Here is an 18,871-nt window from a genome sequence, read left to right as displayed (position 1 = left end):
GGGGAGCGGAAGAGGAGTCCACGGCATGGCCGTCCAGCTCGATGCCCGGCCGCCGGTCGTACCGGCGGCGCGGCACGCACGACAGAGCCGGGGGCACCGGCTCAGCCGGTTCGACACCCGGTACTCGCCCTACCTCTACATCGCCCCGTTCTTCCTGCTCTTCGGAGTGTTCGGGATCTACCCGCTGGTCTACACCGGCTGGGTCTCGCTGCACGACTGGGACCTGCTCGGCGCCGAGCACACCTTCATCGGGTTCGACAACTACACCCAGCTGATGGGCGACCCCGACTTCTGGCACTCGGTGGTCAACACCCTCGGCATCTTCGTCATCTCCACCGTGCCCCAGCTGCTCCTCGCGCTCTGGCTGGCCAACCTGCTCAACCGCCAGCTCCGGGCGCGGACCACCTGGCGGATGACGGTACTGATCCCCAACGTCACCTCGACCGCCGCGGTGGCGATCGTCTTCGCCGTGCTCTTCGGCCGCGAATTCGGCATGATCAACTGGCTGCTGGACCACGTCGGCGTCGACGCGATCGACTGGAAGGCGAACCGGGTCGCCTCCTGGGTGGCCATCTCCACCATGGTCGACTGGCGGTGGACCGGCTACAACGCGCTGATCTTCCTGGCCGCCATGCAGGCCATCCCGCGGGACCTGTACGAATCCGCCTCGATCGACGGTGCGGGCCGATCGCGGCAGTTCTGGTCGATCACCGTCCCGCTGCTCAAGCCGACGATCATCTTCGCGGTCATCATCTCCACCATCGGCGGCCTCCAGCTCTTCACCGAGCCCCGCCTGTTCAACTCGGGCACCAACGCGATCCGCGGCGGGCCGCTGCGCGAGTCACAGACGGTGACCATGTACATGTTCGAGAACGCCTTCGCGCCGCACTACAACTTCGGCTACGGCTCGGCCGTCGCCTGGCTGCTCTTCGCGCTCATCGCGGTGGTCGCGGCCATCAACGTGCTGATCCTCCGCCGGCTCGGCGGCGTCCGGAAGGAGGACGACTGATGCCCCGGATCTGGTCGGCCGGCCGGCTCACCTACCTGGCGCTGACCCTCACGGCCATCCTGTCGGTCTTCCCGATCTACTGGATGTTCGTGGTGGCCAGCCGGACCAGCGACGCGATGGGGCAGGTGCCGCCGCCGGTCACCCCGGGCGGCAACCTCGGCGCCAACATCGCCCGACTGTTCGCCAACACCGACGCGTACTTCCTGACCGGTCTGATCAACTCGGCGATCGTGGCCTTCACGGTGACCGTCTCGGTGGTCTTCTTCTCCACCCTGGCCGGGTTCGCCTTCGCCAAGCTGCGGTTCCGCGGGCGCAACGCGCTGCTGCTGGTCATCGTCGCCACCATGATGGTGCCGACCCAGCTCGGCGTCATCCCGCTGTACCTGCTGATGACCAAGCTGAACTGGAACGACCGGCTGCCGGCCGTCATCGTGCCGGCCCTGGTCACCGGGTTCGGGGTCTTCATGATGCGCCAGTACGCCGGCCAGGCCGTCAGCACCGAGCTGATCGAGGCCGCCCGGGTGGACGGCTGCAACACCGCGCGGATCTACTGGAACGTGGTGCTGCCCGCGCTGCGCCCGGCCGCCGCCGTGCTCGGCCTGCTCACCTTCATGACCACCTGGAACGACTTCCTGTGGCCGTACGCGGTGCTCAACGATCCGGAGAACCCCACCGTGCAGCTCTCGCTACGGGCCCTCTCCGACGGCTACTACCAGGACATGTCGCAGGTGTTCACCGGGACGGCGATCGCCACCCTGCCCCTGTTGCTGGTCTTCGTCGTGTTCGGCCGCCAGATCATCGGCGGCATCATGGAAGGTGCGGTCAAGGCGTGAGCGCGAGGAGCGAGCTCCGGTTCCCCGAGAACTTCGTCTGGGGGGCGGCCACCGCGGCGTACCAGATCGAGGGCGCGGTCCGCGAGGACGGTCGCGGCCCGTCCATCTGGGACACCTTCAGCCGTACGCCCGGGAAGGTGTTCCAGGGGCACACCGGCGACGTCGCCTGCGACCACTACCACCGGTACGCCGACGACGTGGCGATGATGGCGGAGCTGGGGCTGCAGACCTACCGCTTCTCGATCGCCTGGCCCCGGATCCAGCCGGACGGCAGCGGGCCGATCAACCCCCGCGGCCTCGACTTCTACGACCGGCTGGTGGACACGCTGCTGGGCCGGGGCATCGACCCGTTCGTCACGCTTTACCACTGGGACCTGCCTCAGGCGCTCCAGGACCGGGGCGGCTGGGCCTGCCGGCAGACCGCCGAGCACTTCGCCGACTACGCGGTCGCGGTGCACGCCCGGCTCGGTGACCGGGTGCGCACCTGGACCACGCTCAACGAGCCGTGGTGCTCGGCCTACCTCGGGTACGGCAACGGGGTGCACGCCCCCGGCGAACGCGACGCCGGGGCTGCCTTCGCCGCCGTACACCATCTGCTGCTCGGCCACGGGCTGGCCAGCCGGGCGTTGCGGGCCGCCGGCGTGGCAACCCTCGGTCTCACGCTCAACCCGGCGGACGTGCAGCCGGCGGACGCCGCCAGCGCGGCGGACGTCGCCGCGGTCCGGCTGGTCGACGGCCTGCACAACCGGATCTTCCTCGACCCGCTGACCGGCGCCGGCTACCCGGCCGACGTGCTGGAGCACGTCGCCCGGCACGTCGACCCGGCGTTCATCCGGGACGGGGACGAGAAGGTGATCGCCGCGCCGATCGACCTGCTCGGCGTCAACTACTACTCGCCCACCTACGTCGCCGGGCGCGCGGGCGGGGCCGGCGGGAGCGCCTACCCGGGCACCGACGGGGTGGTGGAGTTCCTGCCGCCGGTCGGTCCGCTGACCGAGATGGGGTGGATGATCGAGCCGGCGGGGCTGACCCGGCTGCTGGAGCGGATCGGCGCCGACTACCCGGGGCTGCCGTTGATGATCACCGAGAACGGTGGGGCATTCCCGGACAAGGCCGGCGCGGGGGACCCGGACGGAACCGGTTGGGTGGCCGACACCGACCGGGTGGCGTACCTCGACGGACATCTGCGGGCCGTACACGAGGCCATCGCCCGAGGCGTGGACGTGCGCGGTTATCTCGTATGGTCGTTGCTGGACAACTTCGAATGGGCCGAGGGCTACCGGAAGCGCTTCGGGATCGTCCACGTCGACTACCTGACCCAGCGGCGCACACCGAAGGAGAGCGCCCGCTGGTACCAGGAGGTGATTGCCCGGAACGGGCTCTGACGAGATGGTGGTAACGGGGATGACGACGGCACAGCGACCGACCCTGGAGGCGGTTGCCCGGCGGGCAGGGGTGTCCCGGGCGACCGTGTCCCGGGTGGTCAACGGCTCCACCACCGTCGCGGAGTCGATCCAGCAGGCGGTCCGCCGGGCGGTCGAGGAACTCGGCTACGTGCCGAACCTGGCCGCCCGCAGCCTGGTCACCCAGCGGACCGACTCCGTCGCCCTGGTCATGCCCGAGGAGGCGACCCGCGTCTTCTCGGACGACCAGGTCTTCCCGGGCATCATCCGAGGCGTCAGTCAGGAACTCGAAGCGGCCGACAAACAACTCGTGCTGATGCTGGCCGGCTCGCCGGCCGGGCACCAGCGGGTCGAGCGCTACACCACCGGGCGGCACGTGGACGGGGTACTCTTCGCCTCACTGCACGGCGAGGACCCGCTACCGGGCGTCCTGTCCCGGCTGGGCATCCCGGTGGTCTGCGCCGGCCGGCCGCTCGACGGCGCCCAGGTGCCGTACGTCGACGTGGACAACGTCGGCGGCGTCACCCGGGCGGTGCGGCACCTGATCACGAACGGTCGCCGACGCATCGCCACCATCGCCGGCCCGCAGGACATGGTCGCCGGGATCGAGCGGCTGACCGGCTACCGGGAGGCCGTGGCCGAGGCCGGGCTGCCCGCTTGGGAGGCGTACGGCGACTTCACCCGGGAGTCCGGGGCGACCGCGATGCGGGACCTGCTCGCCGCGCACCCCGACCTGGACGCGGTCTTCGCCGCCTCCGACCTGATGGCGCACGCCGCCCTGCGGACCCTCCGCGAGGCGGGGCGGCGGGTGCCGACGGACGTGGCGATGATCGGGTTCGACGACATCGAGACCGCGGCCTACACCGACCCGCCGCTGACCACCGTGCGGTGGGACATCGTCGAGCTCGGGCGGGGGATGACCCGCCAGTTGCTGCGGATGACGGCCGGCGAGGACGTCGAGCAGGAGCTGATCCTGCCGACGAACCTCGTCGTCCGCGACTCGGCCTGATCCGGCGGAGCGGCCCGGTCCGCCCGGCCCCGCCGATAACCCGTCGCGGCCGGGTGCGGCCGGCGCTAGGGTCGCCCGGTGACCGGCCCCGTGCACCTGATCCACGCCCCCGAACTCTCCGACGTCGCCGAGTACGCCTACGCCGCGGCGGTCAGCCCGCCGGCCCGGCTGGTCTTCACCGCCGGCGCCTGCCCGCTGGACGCCGAGGGCCGCACCGTCGCGCCCGGCGACCCCACCGCCCAGGCCCGCCAGGCGATGGCCAACCTGACCACCGCCCTGGCCGCAGCCGGGGCCGGGCTCGCCGACGTCGTCAAGACCACGGTGTTCGTGGCCAGCAGCGACCGCGCCGACCTGGTGGCGGTCTGGCAGGTGGTCCGGGACGCGTTCGGCGACCAGGACCCGCCGAGCACGCTGCTCGGGGTGACCGTGCTGGGCTACCCGGACCAACTCGTCGAGGTCGAGGCGGTCGCCGCCGTCCGCGAGGTGGGCTGAGATGCTGATCCGTACCGCCCACCCCGACGACGCGCCCGCCGTCGTGGCGCTGCGCGCGCTGGTCTACCCGTACCTGGTGCGCGGGGTCGAGTCGACCCGCCGGATGATCGCCGAGCCACCGCCCGGCGAGGAGTGGACCGCGTTCGTGGCCGAGGTCGACGGCCGGGTGGCCGGCTGGGTGTCGGCCTACCGCAACGGCAACACGTCGGAGGGGACTTCGGAGACGTCTCCCTGCTGCACGTCCACCCGGAGCAGCGCGGCCGGGGCATCGGCGCGGCGCTGCTGGGCGAGGCGCTCGGCCACCTCCGTCCGCTGGGAGTCCGCCGGGTGCGGACCTGGGCGCTGACCGAGTCGCTGCCGTTCGCCCGCCGGCACGGCTTCACGCCGAGCCGGGAGCTGCGCTACTCGGCGCTCGACCTGCGGGCGACGCCGCCGCTGCCGGACACCCCGGACGGGGTACGGCTGCCGCCGCTGGCCGGGCTCGATCCGCGCCGGATGCACACCCTGCACGTCGGGGCCTCGAGCGACGAGCCGGGCGACGCACCCACCGACGCGCTCAGCTACGCGAGCTGGCGCTACGAGGTCTGGGACAACCTCGGGCTGGACCGGGCGGCCAGCACGGCCGTCGAGGTCGATGGGGAGCTGGTCGCCTTCAGCCTGGTCAAGCGGGACGGCGACCGGATGTGGTCGGACATGACGGCCACCCTGCCGGCGTTCCGGGGCCGGGGGCTGGCCCGGCTGGCCAAGCTCGCCGCGCTGCACCGCGCCCGCGCCGCCGGGGTCGCCGTCGCCTACACCTCGAACGACGAGGCGAACGTGCCGATGCTGGCGGTCAACGAGCGGCTCGGCTACCGGCCGGTGGCCGCCCAGTGGTCCTGCCTCGCCGAGCTGAGCTGACCTGACCGGGCTACCGCCCGCGTCGGCGGTGGCGTGATCCGCCGGGGGCGCCGGCTCAGCCGGCGGCGGCGATCCGCTCGGCGGTGGCGTACGTGTCGGCGCTGAAGAGCACCAGGCGGACCTCGGTGACGTGCGCCGGGGTGGCCGCGCGGAGCACGGTCAGCGCCTGGCGAACGGCGTCGTCGACCGGCCAGCCGTAGACGCCGGCGGAGATCAGCGCGAAGGCGACCGTGGCCGCGCCCAGCTCGTCGGCGACCGCCAGGCTGTTGGCGTAGCAGTCGCGCAGCAGCGCCGACCGGTCCTCGGTGGCGGAGAAGACCGGGCCGACGGTGTGGATCACCCAGCGGGCGGGCAGGTCACCGGCGGTGGTGGCGACCGCCTGGCCGGTGGGCAGGCCCCGGCCGTACCGGGAGGCGCGCAGCGCCCGGGTCTCGGCCAGGATCGCCGGCCCGCCCTTGCGGTGGATCGCCCCGTCCACTCCCCCGCCGCCGAGCAGCGAGGAGTTGGCCGCGTTCACGATCGCGTCGACCCGCTGGGCGGTGATGTCCCCCGCCACCAGGGTGATCTCCATGTCAGCGCTCCTCGATGGACTGGCCGAGCGACCGGCGGGCGAGCAGGGTGGCCCCGGCCACGGCGGCGGGCATGAGCAGCACCGCGCCGAGCGGGATCAGGAAGCAGACGAAGACCGCCACGCCGAAGCCCAGTGCGGTGGGCCGGTCGGCCCGCAGCAGCGAACGACGGTCCGGCAGCCGCATGCCGCGCCGGTAGAAGGGCGCGCCGACCAGCTCCAGGGCGAGGAACCAGCCACCCACCGCGGCCCCGATCACCGGCACGACGGTCTGCCCCACCACCGGGATGAAGCCGGCCGCGAAGAGCGGCACGCCCACCAGCGCGGTGATCGCCACCAGCCGGAGCGAGTCGGCGATGCTGCGCCGCAGCGACTTCCAGACCGGCACGTCGACGGCGCCGGGGGTGCCGCCGTACCGCTCCTCGACCCGCTCGGAGATCTTCTCGTAGAACGGGTCGCCGATGGCGAGGGTGACCGCGGTGAAGGTGAGTACGCCGAGCAGCCCGCCCAGCCCGAGGAAGGCCAGCCCGGCGATCACCCGGACCAGGCCGCGCGGGGTCGCCGACCAGTCGTCGGCGAACGGGGTGACCAGCGCCGCCAGGTCGTCCACGAAGTAGACCAGGGTGGCGAGGGCGGCGAGGAAGAGCGCGCCCGAGATCAGCGCCGGGACGATGCCGAGCAGCATCAGCCCGGGACTGCGGACGTAGAGGCCGAGGCCGCGCAGCAGCAGCCCGGCGCCGGCGAAAAACCGGCCGACGGCACCGGTGACCGGGGCGGCGAGGCGGGGTGCGTTCACGACCGCAGAGCCTAACGGTCCCCCGCATTCCCGTCCCGGAACGCGACCCGGGCAGGATGGGCGGGTGCGCGCCTCCCGGCTGATCTCGCTGGTCCTGCTGCTGCAGTCGCGGGAGACGATGACCGCGGCCGAGCTGGCGCGGGAGCTGGAGGTCTCCGAGCGGACCGTGTACCGGGACGTGCTGGCGCTCTCCGCCGCCGGGGTGCCGGTCTACGCCGATCGTGGCCGGGCGGGTGGCTATCGGCTGCTCGGCGGCTACCGGACCCGGCTCACCGGGCTCACCCGGGACGAGGCGGAGGCGTTCTTCCTGGCCGGGCTGCCCGGCCCGGCCGGGGAGATGGGGCTCGCCGACGCGGTGGCCGCCGCCGAGCTGAAGGTGCTGGCCGCGCTGCCGCCGAGCCTGCGGGACGCGCCCGCCCGGACCGGCCAGCGCTTCCACCTGGACGTGCCGCGGTGGTTCCGGGAGACGGAGCCGCCGCCGTGGCTGGCCGAGCTGGCCCGGGCGGTGTGGCGGGACCGGGTGGTCCAGCTGCGCTACCGGCGCGGCGACCGCGAGGTCAGCCGCACCGTGCAGCCGTACGGGCTGGTGCTCAAGAGCGCGGTCTGGTACCTGGTCGGCCGGGTCGGCGACGGGCACCGGACGTACCGGGTGGACCGGGTGGTCGGCGTCGAGGTGCGCGAGGAGAGCTTCGCCCGGGACGCGGGCTTCGACCTGGGCGCGTACTGGCGGGAGCGGGCCGAGGCGTTCCTGCGGGGCATGCTGGGGGCCGAGGTCCGCGTCCGGCTGAGCCCCGCCGGCCTGCGGGCGTTGCGGCACGTCGCCGAGGCCCCCTTCGCGTACGACGCGGCGGTGGCCGCCGCGGGCGAACCCGACGGGCAGGGCTGGGTGGTGACCCGGTTGCCCGTCGAGTCCGTGCGGGTGGCGTACGACGTGCTGCTGGGCCTGGGCCCGGAGGTGGAGGTGCTCGACCCACCGGAGTTGCGGGCCCGCTTCGCCGAGGCGGCCCGCCGGTCGGCCGCGCGGTACGCCGACCCGCCGGCGATCTCGGCCGCACCGAACGCCGCCCCGCCGGACGGGCCGGACGCCGGTCAGCGGTAGCCGGTGTCGTCGGCGGGCTTTCCGGCGGCCACCACCTCGTCGTAGTAGCGCGCCCAGTGCGGGCGGGTGCCGTCGAGGTCGGTGAAGCCGTACACCTGGGCCAGCCCGCCACTGTCGACGGACTTGCCGTTCCAGCGGGCCCGGTCCGGGTCGGCGGCGAGGGCGGCCACCGCGCGCCCGACGAAGGCCGGCGTCTCCGACATGACGAAGTGCGGATCCTTCGCCGCGCCGTCGCGCCAGGTGGCCTCGGTGACCCCGAAGTGCTCCAGCATCGCCTCGGAGCGCAGCCAGCCGGGGGTGAGCGCCACCGCCGTGCACCCGTGCGGCGCCAGCTCGTGCGCCTGGGTGAAGCCGAGCCGGTTCACCGACACCTTGGCCAGGTCGTAGAAGACCGACAGCCGGTACGTGACGTCGTTGTACTCCTTGGTGCCGTCGCCGACCTCGACGACCAGCCCGCCCGGACGGCGGATCAGCAGCGGGAGGGCGAAGTGGCTGGTGATGATGTGGGTGTCCACGGCCAGCCGCAGCGTGCGGAAGCCGGCGTCGAGGGGTTGCTCCCAGACCGGCTTCTCCCAGGTGATCAGCGGGTCGGCCCCCCAGATGTCGTTGACCAGCACGTCGAGGCGGCCCTGCTCGGCGTCGATCCGGGCCACCAGGTCGCGGACCTGATCGGCGACCAGGTGGTCGACGCGTACCCCGATGCCGGTGCCGCCGGCGACGGTGACCAGCTCGGCGGTCTCCTCGATGGTTTCCGGCCGGTCCATCTCGGAACGCCCGGCGCGGCTGCTGCGGCCGGTCGCGTAGACGGTCGCCCCGGCCGCCCCGAGCTGGATGGCGATCTGCCGGCCGGCGCCCCGGGTGGCCCCGGCGACCAGCGCGACCTTCCCCTGCAACGGTGTCGTCATGCCGTCGATGGTGGCAGGGATACCTGACAGCCGAAGTCCGGTTTTGCGAAGCGGGTGTGCCGGGTCATGCTCTCCGGATGCACCTGCTGCTCTCCGGGATCGTCGGCTCGGTCGCGTACGGGCTCGCCCGGCCGGGCTCGGATGTGGACCGGATCGGGGTCTTCGCCGCGCCGACGGTCGCCTTTCACGGCCTGCACCCGCCGCGCGGGTCGGTGGTCACCACCGACCCGGACGTCACCCTGCACGAGGCCGGGAAGTACTGCGCTTTGGCGCTGAGCGGCAACCCCACGGCGACCGAGCTGATGTGGCTGCCCGACGACTGCTACGAGACCCGGACGGAGTTCGGCGACCGGCTGGTCGCGATCCGGTCGGCGTTCCTCAGCGCCCCGCGGGTCCGCGCCGCCTACCTCGGTTACGCCACCCAGCAGTTCCGCAAGCTCACCACCCGGGACTCCTCTGCGGGCGGGCGGCGGCGGTCGGCCAAGCACGCGCGACACCTGGCCCGGCTGCTGCACCAGGGGCGACGGCTCTACGCCACCGGCGTGCTGGAGATCCGCCTCGCCGATCCGGAGTGGTTCCGGGCCTTCGGCGAGCGGGTCGCCGGTGGCGCGCTGGCCGAGGCGGAGGCGCTGGTCGCGGCGGCCGAACGGGACTTCGACCGGATCCGCACCCCGCTGCCGGAGCGGCCGGACGAGGCGACCGCGGAGCGGTGGCTGCTCGACGTCCGCGCGGCCCACCTGCCCCGCTGACCGGTCACCGCACGTCGAACTCGGGGAACGCATCGACCTGGTGTGAGCCCGGGTCCCCCGCACCGGTCCACGGTGCCGGGGACACCGCCCGATCCGTGCTCAGTCCGCCAGGCGCACCCGCACCCGGCGGTTGGCGCGGCCCTTGCTCTCCACCTTGACCACCTGGACCTTGCCGATCTGGGCGGTCGACGCGACGTGCGTACCGCCGTCGGCCTGCACGTCCAGACCCGCGATGTCGACGATCCGGACCTCCTGCTCCTCCGGCGGGATCAGGTTGGACTGGGTGCGGATGATGTCCGGCAGGGCCAGCGCCTCGGCCCGGGGCAGCACCCGGACGGCGACCGACCGGTCGGCGGCCACCTCGGCGTTGACCAGCTCCTCGATCCGGCTCTTGAAGTCCGGCGGCACCTCGGGGAGGTTGAAGTCCATCCGGGCCTCCCCCGGTTCCATGTTGCCGCCCGTCACGAGCGCGCCGAAGTCGCGGAACACCACCCCGCAGAGCACGTGCAGCCCGGAGTGGGTGCGCATCAGCATCGTCCGGCGGTCGTCCTCCACCGCCCCGGTCACCGTCGTCCCGGCCGGCGGCACCGGGTCGCCCTCCGCCGGGATCAGCCACAGGTCGTCGCCCTTGCGGGTGCCCACGATCCGGGTCTGCACACCCTGCCAGAGCAGCACCCCGTGATCCGGCGGCTGGCCACCCCCGCCCGGGTAGAACGCCGACCGGTCCAGCACGATGCCCTGCTCGGGGTCGGCCGCCAGCACCGTGCACTCCCACTCGCGCAGGGTCGGGTCGGCGAGGTCGAGGCGGTGGGTACGGCCGTGATGTGTGACGCCCATGACAGGCGAGGTTACCCGTTGAGGAACGCCGAGATCCGCTCCCGCAGGTCGGCGCGTTCCGACCAGAGCACGCCGGGACGGTCGTACACGTGCAGGGTGGCGTGCGGCAGCGCCGCGGCCAGCTCCTCGGCGACCTGCACCGGGTGCAGGTCGTCGCCGGCACAGCCGATCACCAGCGCCGGCGCGGTGACCCGGGCGAGCGCGGAGGCGTCGCGCAGCGGCGCCTGCTCCGGCAGGCTGGCCAACCCGGGGGCGAGGCCGTCCCGGAGCAGCTGGTCCAGCCGCTGCCGCAGGTACGCCCAGCCGGCGGGGGTGTTACGCACGGCCGGTGGCAGCTCCATCGACACGACATCGGCGAGGGCGGAGGCGTCCCCGCTCTCCACCGCGTCGAGCAGGTCGCTCAGCCGGGTGCGGGCGGCCTCGCCGCGCGGCTGGTCCAGCACGGCGGGCAGGAAGAAGACCAGCTTGTCGAAGCGTTCAGGGCTCTCCACCAGCAGTCGGCAGAGCGCGCCGGCGCCGAGGCTGGCGCCGAAGGCCCGGGTGGCACCGCCCAGGTCGGCGATCGCCCGCAGGTCGCGGGCCAGGTCCAGATAGCTCCACGGACCGGGCGGCGAGTCGGAGCGGCCGTGCCCCCGGAACTGGAAGAAGATCCGGCGGCCGGTGACCGCGCTGCCGAACGGGCGGGTGGTGGCGATGCCGTTGCCGAGCCCGTGCGCGAACACCGTCACCGGGTCACCGACGCCGGTGACCAGCCGCTCCAGCCGGACGCCGTGCGGGGTGGTGACCAGCTCGGTCTCCGGCTCCGGCAGGGCCGGACGACCGGTGCGGGGCGCCCCCGGGCCCGGTCCCCAGGTGCGTGGGCCGCCGTCCGGGGGCGGAGGCCAGCGGAAACCTCTCACCAGAAGCCTTTGCCGTCATGCAGGTCGCGTAGCCCCGGCCGGACGTCGAGCAGGTAGATCAGGCCGGCCGCGATGCCGGCCAACGCGAAGATGCTGAGCACGCTGAACCCGAAGAACGGGAGCGTGAGCACCAGGCAGACGGCGAGGATGGCGATCCAGCCGCCCTTGGGCAGGGTGCCGATCGCCGGGAACGCGTCGGAGCGCTGGGTGATGGCGTGCACCAGAGCGACCCCCTCGACGACCAGGGCGAAGACGAGCAGGATCAGCTCGATCACAGTGGTGACTTCGAACGCGAAGATCGGCGTGGCGTAGGCCATGTCGGCAAGCTTATGCCGACGACCCCGGATACGTCCCACAGGACGCTTCCGGGGTCGTCGGTCCAGGGTCGACTACTCGGCGGCCGGACGGGTCCGCTTGGTGGCCTTCGGCAGCTTCGCCGACGGGGTGGCGGCCGGCTTGGCGGTCGCGGCCTTGGTGGTGGTGGCCTTGGTGGCCCGGGTCCGCGGGGCCTTGGCGGCGGCCGGCTTGGCCTCGACGACCTCGGCCACGTCGGCCGGGGTCGGAACGTCGACCGGGGCAGCGGCCGGGGCCGGGGGGACCTCGGACTTCACGGTGGTGTCGGCCTCGGTGGCCTCGATGTCGGCGTTCACCGTGTCGGCGGCCTCCAGCACGCCGGCACCGACGACCCGCTCGCCGCGGGCGACCAGCTCGGCGTACGCGGCCAGGGCGCGGACCTGCGCGGCGTGCGCACCGGCCAGGGCGCGCTCCTGGGCGGCCTCGGCCGCAGCCAGCACGGCGGCGGCGTTGCGGGTCGCGGCCTCGCGGAGCTTGTCCAGGTCGAGCTCGGTCGGGACGGCCTTCTCGCGCAGCCCGGTGAGGTTGGCGGTCTTCAGCGTCTCGGTGGCCTTCTGGCGCAGCTCGAAGCCGGTGACGACGGCCTTGCCACCCAGGTCGGCGACGACCTTGTTGCCGAGGTCGGTGACCACGGTGGGGAGCTTGCGCAGCTGCTGCAGGGCCAGCTCGCCGGCGCCGGCGGCGGCGTAGAGCGGCGCGGGGATGCGGTTGGTCTTCGGCTGGGTCATGACTTCTCCTCCTCGGCCGCACCGGCGGCCTTCGGTGCGGTCTTCTTCTGGGGGGCGGTGCTGGGCGGGGCGGGGGCGGGCCCCGCCTCGGTGACGGCGACCGACTCGAGGACGGCCTCGGTCGGGGTGCCGTCCGGCGTCGTGGGGCCGGTCGCGGCCGGCGTGGCGGTGGCCGGGGCCTCCGGGGCCTCGGCGGGCCGGGTGGTCGGCGGCGTGGTCGGCTCGGTGCCGCCGGTCGCGGCAGCGGTCGCCTCGGCGAGCCGCGCGTTCTCCCGGCGGAACGTCTCGTAGATCTGGGTGAGGGACTGCTTCTGCGCCATGGTCAGCTCAGGGTCGACGGCGATCGCGGCGAGCACCCCCTGACCCTCCTTGTCGTCGAGCAGCCCGGCCCGCAGGTACATCGCCGGGGTGGAGACGCGCAGGGCGCTGGCCAGTTGCTGCAGCACCTCGGCGCTCGGCTTGCGCAGGCCGCGCTCGATCTGGCTGAGGTACGGGTTGCTGACGCCGGCCTGCTCGGCGAGCTGCCGCAGCGAGATCTTCGCGTTGCGGCGCAGATCGCGAATGAACCCGCCGACGTCGGGAAGATCCTTGCTCGTGGCCATGACCCGACGCTATCTGGCACTGCTAGCTCCTGCAAGCAAAACGCTAACCAGAGTTAGCAAGGTCTCAGATCGACTGTTGCGCGTCCGGTGTCCGGTACGTACCGTCCTGACGTGACCAAGATCGAAGTGAACGGTGCCCTGCTCGCGTACGACGAGGTCGGCACCGGTACGCCGGTGCTGCTGCTGCACGCCGGCATCGCCGACCGGCGGATGTGGCGGGAGCAGTTCCCCGCGCTCGCCGCCCGGCACCGGGTCATCGCGCCGGACCTGCGTGGCTACGGCGACTCGGAACTGCCACCGGCCCCCTTCGCCCACCACGACGACGTGGTCGGCCTGCTCGACGCGCTCGGCATCGACCGGGCTGCCCTGGTGGGCTGCTCGTTCGGCGGCAAGGTCGCGGTGGACGCGGCGCTGGCCCACCCGGGGCGGATCTCGGCGCTGGCCCTGTTCGACGCGCCGCTCTCCGGCAACGAATGGTCGGAGGAGACCGAGCAGCTCTGGGAAAGCCTGGTCGGCGACGTGGACCCGGCGGACTTCGACGCGACCGCCGCCGGCGAGGTGCGCTTCTGGGTGGTCGGCCCGGGCCGCCGCCCGGAGGACGTGGACCCGGAGCTCGTCCGGTTCGCCGAGGAGATGGACCGGCGGGCGCTCGCCGCCGAGCTGGCGCTGAGCGCGATCGAGGTCGGCGAGCTCGACCCGCCGGCGATCGAGCGGCTCGGCGAGCTGCGGATGCCGGTGCTGGTCGGCGCCGGGGCCGCGGACGTAGCGGACCTCAGCCGGCTCGCCGACCGGATCGCCGCCGAGGCGCCCGGCGGGGTACGCCTGCCCGACGTCCCGGACGCGGCTCACCTGCTGCCCCTGGAGCGCCCCGGACCGGTCAACGCCGCCCTGCTCGACTTCCTGCCCTGAGCTGGCCCGCCACGCCGGTCGGACCGCCACCCGCCGGGCCCTGCCGGCGGGTTGACCCGGCGCCGGGCCCTGCCGGCGGGTGGACCCGGCGCCGGGCACTGCCAGCGGACCGCCCGACGACGGCGACGATCGAGGGGCAGCGGGCGTGTCGCGTCGGCGAGGCGACATGACCGACGAGCGATATACCTGAGAGGCATATTCATACCTCTGCGTCATACGGCTCGCTGACCTACCGGTCGAGGGCGGCGGCGACCAGCCGTGGCCGGCCACGCGCAGCGTCACCCGCGGCGGGTCGAGGACGGGAGCGGTTACCAGACCGCGCGGACCGCGCCCACCGGAAGGCCGCCGCCGAGCAGCGGCACCTCGGCGTACTCGGTCAGCACGGGAGCCGCCACGCCGAGCCGGCGCAGCGCCGAGACCAGCACGGGCATCCGGGCGCGGGCCGCGCCGTCGTCGATCTTGAGGGCGACCGCGCCGACCCCGGGGACGGCCGCCGCGATGACGCCCTCGGCGCCGACCTTGGCCAGCAGCCCGGGTACGCCCCGCATCAACCGGGTGTCGTCGGCCTGGGTGCCGCCCACCAGTTCCGGGTACGCCCGCATCGCGTTGGCCACGGTCCGCTCGACCGTGCCCGGCTCCGCCGCGACCAGCCGCAGGTACGCCCGGGCCAGCCCGGTCAACGAGACGGCGAGCACCGGCGCGCCGCAGCCGTCGACCCCGACCGCCGCCGCCTCCTCGCCGGTGAACTCCTCGATCGCGGCGGTCAGCCGGCGCTGCAGCGGGTGCTCCGGCCGCCAGTACCCGTCCAGCGGCCAGCCGGCCGCGACACAGGTCGACAGCATCCCGGTGTGCTTGCCGGAACAGTTCATCTGGATCCGCGTCGGCCCGCCGCCGGCGCGCAGCACGGCCTCCCGGGCCGCCTCGCCCACCGGCAGGTCGGGCGGGCAGTGCAGCGCCGACTCGTCGAGCCCGGCGCGGCGGAGCAGGGCGGCGACCCGTTCCAGGTGGAACTGCTCGCCGGCGTGGCTGGCCGAGACCAGCGCCACGTCGGCCGGGTCGGTCAGCGGCAGGCCGGCGCGGAGCATCCCGATCGCCTGCATCGGCTTGCTGGACGAGCGCGGAAAGACCGGCGAGCCGACGTCCCCGGCGCCGGCCACCGTCGCGCCGGCCGCGTCCAGCACCACCACCGAGCCGCGGTGCAGCCCCTCCACGAAACCGGAGCGGACCACCTCGACGAGCGGCACGCCACCCTCGTACGTCTTTGCCACGAGGTGGACGGTACCGACGGGCCCGGCCGACCCGACACCGGGGTGACCAGCGACGTCGGCCCCGGGCGTACAGGAGTGCGGGGCGGGGGTGGGCTTACAGGCCGAGCAGCTGCCGGGCCTCGGCCGTGGTCAGCGGCGGACGCTGGGCGAGCTGGGCGAAGCCGACCGCCCGGGCGACCAGTTGCATGTTCGACTCGACCGGCCGGCCCTTGGCGTACGTGACGGTGTCCTCCATGCCGACCCGCAGGTGACCGCCGGCCGACAGCGAGGCCAGCAGCACCGGGATCGTGCTGCGGCCGATGCCGGTGGCCGAGAAGGTGGTGCCCGCCGGCAGGTCGCGGAGCATCTGCTGGGCGGCGACCAGCGTCGCCGTGGTGCCCGGCATGCCGCCGGGCACGCCCATCACGAAGTCGACGTGCACGTGCCCGCCGTGCGGCAGACCGTACTTGCCGAGCAGGCGCTGCAGGGCGGTCAGGTGACCGAGGTCGAAGATCTCGTACTCCGGCACGATGCCCTTCTCCTGCATCCGGGTGTGCAGGCCGACGATGAACTCCCAGCGGTTGAGGAAGACGTCGTCACCGAAGTTGACCGTGCCCATCGTGCAGGAGGCCATGTCCGGCCCGGCGTCCAGCACCGCCAGCCGGTCGGCCTCCGGGTCGGTCACCGCGCCGCCCGAGGAGAGCTGCACGATCAGGTCGGTGCTGTCCCGCAGCGCGGACACCGTCTCCCGCAGCCGCCCCTGGTCGAGGGTGGGCTTCGCCGCGTCGTCCCGGATGTGGACGTGGATGACGGCGGCGCCGAGCGCCTCGCACTCCTTGGCGGTCAGCAGCAGCTCGTCGAGGGTCACCGGCAGCGCCGGCACCTCCGCCTTGGCCGACTCCGCACCGGTGGGGGCAACCGTGATCAACGTCCCTGTCGTCATGCCGGCGATCCTAACCGTCCCGCTCGCCTCCGGTCGACGGCCGGAGCGCGTCGCGACGGAAGAATCATGCGTGCCGGCCCGCAGAAGAGGAAAACTTCCCGCGTTACGGGCGTCAGCAAGGCACCCTTACGCCGGGTCGATGGCGGCGGCCGTCTCCCCCACCAGCAGCCGGGCGTCGTCGGGGACGTTGCGCTTGATCACGGCGAGGGCGACCTGGCCCAGCTCGTAGTGGTGCACGGCGGTGCCGACGAAGCCGACCGCCCGGCCGTCCAGGGTGACCGGCGTACCGGCGGTCGGCGGCTGGTCGGTTGTCACCCCGTCCAGGTGCAGCAGGACGAGGCGACGCGGCGGCTTGCCCATGTTGTGCACCCGGGCCACCGTCTCCTGGCCCCGGTAGCAGCCCTTTTCCAGGTGCACCGCCGGGGCGATCAGCCCCACCTCGGCGGGGATGGTCCGGTGGTCGGTGTCCACCCCGGCCCGGGGCTGCCGGGCGGCCACCCGCACCGCCTCGTACGCCCACAGCCCCGCCACCGGCACCCCGGCGCCGCGCAGCTCGTCCACCACCTGGGTCATCGCGTCCCGGGGCAGCAGCAGGTCCACGCCGAGCGCCACCCGCCGGGCCCACCCGCCGATCGCCAGGGGCTGCACGTCGTACACGATGGTCGGCCGCGGGGGAAGCTCGCCGGAACGGAACTTCGGACCCGGCACCGCGACCAGGTCGGGCTCGGCGAGGCTGCCGGCGACGCCGAGCGCGCCGAGCGCGCCGACCGCCTCCGGCCCGACCAGCGAGAGCAGCGCGTGGTCGGCGGTGGCGTCCCGCGGGTCGACCTTGCTGAAGAACCGCATCCGCTCCAGGTATGACAGGAGGCCGGCGGTGGCACCCGGCTCGGTGTCCAGCCAGGTGGTCTCGCCGTCCTCGGCGACCATCGCGTGCTGCTCGACGTGCCCGTGCGGAGAGAGCACCAGCAGCTCGGTGCCCTGGCCGGCGGCCAGCGTGGCGAGGTGCTGGCTGGTCAGCGTGTGCAGCCAGCCGATCCGCTCCTCGCCGGGCACCGCGATGACGCCCCGGTGCGACCGGTCGACCAGACCCACGGCGGTGGTGAGGGTGCGCTGCTCGCGCATCGGGTCGCCGTAGTGGGCGGCGACGCCCCGCACCCCGGCCGCCCGGTGGGCCGGCTCGGGCTGGTCCCGGGTCTCCTCGTCGATCGCCTCGGCGGCCACCGCTCCCGCGATGTCGATCATTTCCGTTCCCCGTCCTCGCAGTGGCCGCAGACGCCGAAGAGCGCCACGTGCCCGATGTCGACCTGGAATCCACGCTGAGCGGCCAACTGGTCGGCGAGCGGGCGGAGCAGCTCCGGATCGATCTCGTCGATCGCGCCGCACTCCCGGCAGACCAGGTGGACGTGCTGGTGCTCGCCGGCCGCGTGATAGGTCGGCGAACCGTGCGAAAGGTGGGTGTGGGTCACCAGCCCGAGCCGTTCCAGCAGCTCGAGGGTGCGGTAGATGGTGGTGATGTTGACCCCGGCGGCCACTTCCCGGACCGCGGTGTGCACCTGCTCCGGCGTGGCGTGCCCCAGTTCCAGCACCGCCTGCAGAACCAGCTGCCGCTGGGCCGTCAGGCGCAGCCCGCGGGAGCGGAGCAGTTCCGCCAGGGAGGATTCGGACACCGTCCGATCATAGTTCGGCCGCCGCGCCGGACCGGGCGCCGCGGGCGTACGCCACTACGCTCGGCGGCCATGGTGGCATCACGGATGGCCGTGCTCGGGCGGGGCGTCGTACCGGCCGGGGAGCCGGTGCTGCGTGGCGACGACCGCGGCGCGCTGCACGGCGACGGGCTCTTCGAGACGCTGCACCTGCGCGGCGGGCGGCCGTGGCTGCTCGACGCCCACCTGGCCCGGCTGCGCGCCGGCGCGGCGGCCGTCGAGCTGCCGCTGCCACCCGACGGCGTCCTGGTCGAGCTGCTGGACGCGGTCCGGGCGGGCTGGCCGGCCGAGGTGGAGGGGGCGCTGCGGCTGGTCTGCACCCGGGGGCCGGAGGGCGGTCCGCCGACCGTCTACGCCACCCTGGGCGAGGTGCCGGCGGAGGCCAGGCGCGCCCGGCGGTCCGGGGTGACGGTGGCCACCCTCCCCCTGGGCGTGGCCGCCGCGACCCGCCCCGCCCTGGACTGGCTGCCGGCCGGGATCAAGTCCACCTCGTACGGGGTGAGCACCGCGGCCCGCCGCTGGGCGGCCCGCAACGGCGTGGACGACGTACTCTGGCTCTCCACCGATGGCTACGTGCTGGAGGGGCCGACCGCGAACGTGGTCTGGCTGGCCGACCGCACCCTGTGCGCGGTGCCCGCCGCGACCACCGGCATCCTGCCCGGCGTCACCGCCCGCTGGCTGCTCGACCACGCCGGGGAGCTGGGCCTGAGGGCTGCCGAACGGATGGCCACCCCGACGGACCTGCGCGGATCCGCGGGCGTCTGGCTCACCTCGTCCCTGCGCGGCCTGACCGAGATCCGCACCCTGGACGAGACCCCCCTGCCCCGCTCCCCCCACACCGAGGCCCTCCGCACCCTCCTCGCCTTCCCCTAGCCCGCGTTGATCCGGC

The 18,871-nt window shown here is 73.8% G+C and carries 21 protein-coding genes and 1 pseudogene; 10 read left to right on the top strand and 12 right to left on the bottom strand.

Annotation, left to right across the window (positions count from 1 at the left end; genetic code table 11):
* Positions 1-25: 25 nt before the first annotated feature.
* The 6 genes and pseudogenes from I8N68_RS16240 (at position 26) to I8N68_RS16215 (ending at position 5,643) form a co-directional block, all read left to right on the top strand.
* Complete coding sequence (locus I8N68_RS16240) at positions 26-1,009, top strand: carbohydrate ABC transporter permease (RefSeq protein WP_200210823.1); 984 nt, start codon at positions 26-28, stop codon at positions 1,007-1,009.
* The gene (locus tag I8N68_RS16235; protein ID WP_200210822.1) at positions 1,009-1,842 is read left to right on the top strand and encodes a carbohydrate ABC transporter permease; all 834 of its coding nucleotides are present in this window, start codon (positions 1,009-1,011) and stop codon (positions 1,840-1,842) included. The genes I8N68_RS16240 and I8N68_RS16235 overlap by 1 nt, the downstream gene beginning before the upstream one ends.
* Positions 1,839-3,227 carry a GH1 family beta-glucosidase gene (locus tag I8N68_RS16230; RefSeq protein ID WP_200210821.1) on the top strand — a complete coding sequence of 463 codons (1,389 nt, stop codon included), beginning with the start codon at positions 1,839-1,841 and terminating at the stop codon, positions 3,225-3,227. Before I8N68_RS16235 ends, I8N68_RS16230 begins: the two co-directional genes overlap by 4 nt.
* 19 nt (positions 3,228-3,246) lie before the next feature.
* Positions 3,247-4,254, top strand: a complete 1,008-nt coding sequence (locus tag I8N68_RS16225) for a LacI family DNA-binding transcriptional regulator (protein ID WP_200210820.1) — start codon at positions 3,247-3,249, stop codon at positions 4,252-4,254.
* Between the two features lie 78 nt (positions 4,255-4,332).
* Positions 4,333-4,746, top strand: a complete 414-nt coding sequence (locus tag I8N68_RS16220; protein ID WP_200210819.1) for a RidA family protein — start codon at positions 4,333-4,335, stop codon at positions 4,744-4,746.
* A gap of 1 nt (position 4,747) precedes the next feature.
* Positions 4,748-5,643: pseudogene (locus I8N68_RS16215) on the top strand (GNAT family N-acetyltransferase).
* 55 nt (positions 5,644-5,698) lie between these two features.
* On the opposite strand, the gene I8N68_RS16210 reads toward I8N68_RS16215, so the two are convergent.
* Positions 5,699-6,214 (bottom strand): O-acetyl-ADP-ribose deacetylase, encoded by a 516-nt coding sequence (locus I8N68_RS16210; RefSeq protein ID WP_200210818.1) that lies wholly within the window; start codon positions 6,212-6,214, stop codon positions 5,699-5,701.
* A gap of 1 nt (position 6,215) precedes the next feature.
* A complete protein-coding gene (locus I8N68_RS16205) occupies positions 6,216-7,007 on the bottom strand; it encodes an EI24 domain-containing protein (RefSeq protein ID WP_200210817.1) in 792 nt (263 codons plus the stop codon).
* Positions 7,008-7,071: 64 nt separating this feature from the next.
* On the opposite strand from I8N68_RS16205, the gene I8N68_RS16200 reads away from it, so the two are divergent.
* Entirely contained in the window at positions 7,072-8,106 is a 1,035-nt protein-coding gene (locus tag I8N68_RS16200; RefSeq protein ID WP_200210816.1) for a helix-turn-helix transcriptional regulator, read from the top strand.
* On the opposite strand, the gene I8N68_RS16195 is transcribed toward I8N68_RS16200, so the two are convergent.
* Positions 8,097-9,011, bottom strand: coding sequence for an SDR family oxidoreductase (locus I8N68_RS16195; RefSeq protein WP_200210815.1), 915 nt, complete (start codon positions 9,009-9,011; stop codon positions 8,097-8,099). The two genes, I8N68_RS16200 and I8N68_RS16195, sit on opposite strands and share 10 nt — an antisense overlap.
* A 77-nt stretch (positions 9,012-9,088) precedes the next feature.
* Here I8N68_RS16195 and I8N68_RS16190 point away from each other — a divergent pair, with 77 nt between their 5' ends.
* Positions 9,089-9,760, top strand: a complete 672-nt coding sequence (locus I8N68_RS16190) for a nucleotidyltransferase domain-containing protein (RefSeq protein ID WP_200210814.1) — start codon at positions 9,089-9,091, stop codon at positions 9,758-9,760.
* A gap of 99 nt (positions 9,761-9,859) precedes the next feature.
* On the opposite strand, the gene I8N68_RS16185 is transcribed toward I8N68_RS16190, so the two are convergent.
* The 5 genes from I8N68_RS16185 to I8N68_RS16165 all read right to left on the bottom strand — a co-directional run bounded on the left by I8N68_RS16185 (position 9,860) and on the right by I8N68_RS16165 (position 13,180).
* Entirely contained in the window at positions 9,860-10,597 is a 738-nt protein-coding gene (locus I8N68_RS16185; RefSeq protein WP_200210813.1) for an alanyl-tRNA editing protein, read from the bottom strand.
* Positions 10,598-10,608: 11 nt separating this feature from the next.
* Positions 10,609-11,496, bottom strand: coding sequence for an alpha/beta fold hydrolase (locus I8N68_RS16180; RefSeq protein WP_200210812.1), 888 nt, complete (start codon positions 11,494-11,496; stop codon positions 10,609-10,611).
* Positions 11,493-11,813 (bottom strand): DUF2516 family protein, encoded by a 321-nt coding sequence (locus I8N68_RS16175; protein ID WP_200210811.1) that lies wholly within the window; start codon positions 11,811-11,813, stop codon positions 11,493-11,495. Before I8N68_RS16175 ends, I8N68_RS16180 begins: the two co-directional genes overlap by 4 nt.
* A gap of 72 nt (positions 11,814-11,885) precedes the next feature.
* Entirely contained in the window at positions 11,886-12,578 is a 693-nt protein-coding gene (locus I8N68_RS16170; protein WP_200210810.1) for a hypothetical protein, read from the bottom strand.
* Positions 12,575-13,180: a helix-turn-helix domain-containing protein gene (locus tag I8N68_RS16165; RefSeq protein WP_200210809.1), complete on the bottom strand. Its 606-nt coding sequence runs from the start codon at positions 13,178-13,180 to the stop codon at positions 12,575-12,577. Before I8N68_RS16165 ends, I8N68_RS16170 begins: the two co-directional genes overlap by 4 nt.
* 111 nt (positions 13,181-13,291) lie before the next feature.
* Between I8N68_RS16165 and I8N68_RS16160 the strand changes: the two genes are divergently transcribed.
* A complete protein-coding gene (locus tag I8N68_RS16160; protein WP_200210808.1) occupies positions 13,292-14,089 on the top strand; it encodes an alpha/beta fold hydrolase in 798 nt (265 codons plus the stop codon).
* Positions 14,090-14,397: 308 nt separating this feature from the next.
* On the opposite strand, the gene I8N68_RS16155 is transcribed toward I8N68_RS16160, so the two are convergent.
* From I8N68_RS16155 to I8N68_RS16140, 4 genes are all read right to left on the bottom strand, one after another.
* A complete protein-coding gene (locus I8N68_RS16155; RefSeq protein WP_200210807.1) occupies positions 14,398-15,357 on the bottom strand; it encodes an asparaginase in 960 nt (319 codons plus the stop codon).
* A 94-nt stretch (positions 15,358-15,451) separates the two neighbouring features.
* Entirely contained in the window at positions 15,452-16,279 is an 828-nt protein-coding gene (locus tag I8N68_RS16150) for a beta-keto acid cleavage family enzyme (protein WP_200210806.1), read from the bottom strand.
* Between the two features lie 126 nt (positions 16,280-16,405).
* On the bottom strand, positions 16,406-17,521 hold the full coding sequence (ygfZ, locus tag I8N68_RS16145) for a CAF17-like 4Fe-4S cluster assembly/insertion protein YgfZ (RefSeq protein ID WP_200210805.1): 1,116 nt from the start codon (positions 17,519-17,521) through the stop codon (positions 16,406-16,408).
* Positions 17,518-17,946: a Fur family transcriptional regulator gene (locus tag I8N68_RS16140; protein ID WP_200210804.1), complete on the bottom strand. Its 429-nt coding sequence runs from the start codon at positions 17,944-17,946 to the stop codon at positions 17,518-17,520. Before I8N68_RS16140 ends, ygfZ begins: the two co-directional genes overlap by 4 nt.
* 69 nt (positions 17,947-18,015) lie before the next feature.
* On the opposite strand from I8N68_RS16140, the gene I8N68_RS16135 reads away from it, so the two are divergent.
* On the top strand, positions 18,016-18,855 hold the full coding sequence (locus I8N68_RS16135; protein WP_200210803.1) for an aminotransferase class IV: 840 nt from the start codon (positions 18,016-18,018) through the stop codon (positions 18,853-18,855).
* Positions 18,856-18,871: the final 16 nt, after the last annotated feature.

This window comes from Micromonospora coerulea (genome assembly GCF_016598485.1).
Taxonomy (GTDB): domain Bacteria; phylum Actinomycetota; class Actinomycetes; order Mycobacteriales; family Micromonosporaceae; genus Micromonospora; species Micromonospora coerulea.
The sequence above is the reverse complement of the archived record's forward strand: the minus strand, read 5'-3'. Positions and strand labels throughout refer to the sequence as shown.

What these genes read in the sequence shown, in the direction of transcription:
- I8N68_RS16240 (WP_200210823.1), top strand. Translation starts at nt 26, where the DNA reads ATGGCCGTCCAGCTCGATGCCCGGCCGCCGGTCGTACCGGCGGCGCGG.
- I8N68_RS16190 (WP_200210814.1), top strand. Translation starts at nt 9,089, where the DNA reads ATGCACCTGCTGCTCTCCGGGATCGTCGGCTCGGTCGCGTACGGGCTC.
- I8N68_RS16175 (WP_200210811.1), bottom strand. Translation starts at nt 11,813, where the DNA reads ATGGCCTACGCCACGCCGATCTTCGCGTTCGAAGTCACCACTGTGATC.
- I8N68_RS16185 (WP_200210813.1), bottom strand. Translation starts at nt 10,597, where the DNA reads ATGGGCGTCACACATCACGGCCGTACCCACCGCCTCGACCTCGCCGAC.
- I8N68_RS16170 (WP_200210810.1), bottom strand. Translation starts at nt 12,578, where the DNA reads ATGACCCAGCCGAAGACCAACCGCATCCCCGCGCCGCTCTACGCCGCC.
- I8N68_RS16150 (WP_200210806.1), bottom strand. Translation starts at nt 16,279, where the DNA reads ATGACGACAGGGACGTTGATCACGGTTGCCCCCACCGGTGCGGAGTCG.
- I8N68_RS16225 (WP_200210820.1), top strand. Translation starts at nt 3,247, where the DNA reads ATGACGACGGCACAGCGACCGACCCTGGAGGCGGTTGCCCGGCGGGCA.
- I8N68_RS16235 (WP_200210822.1), top strand. Translation starts at nt 1,009, where the DNA reads ATGCCCCGGATCTGGTCGGCCGGCCGGCTCACCTACCTGGCGCTGACC.
- I8N68_RS16195 (WP_200210815.1), bottom strand. Translation starts at nt 9,011, where the DNA reads ATGACGACACCGTTGCAGGGGAAGGTCGCGCTGGTCGCCGGGGCCACC.
- I8N68_RS16210 (WP_200210818.1), bottom strand. Translation starts at nt 6,214, where the DNA reads ATGGAGATCACCCTGGTGGCGGGGGACATCACCGCCCAGCGGGTCGAC.
- ygfZ (WP_200210805.1), bottom strand. Translation starts at nt 17,521, where the DNA reads ATGATCGACATCGCGGGAGCGGTGGCCGCCGAGGCGATCGACGAGGAG.
- I8N68_RS16165 (WP_200210809.1), bottom strand. Translation starts at nt 13,180, where the DNA reads ATGGCCACGAGCAAGGATCTTCCCGACGTCGGCGGGTTCATTCGCGAT.
- I8N68_RS16135 (WP_200210803.1), top strand. Translation starts at nt 18,016, where the DNA reads ATGGTGGCATCACGGATGGCCGTGCTCGGGCGGGGCGTCGTACCGGCC.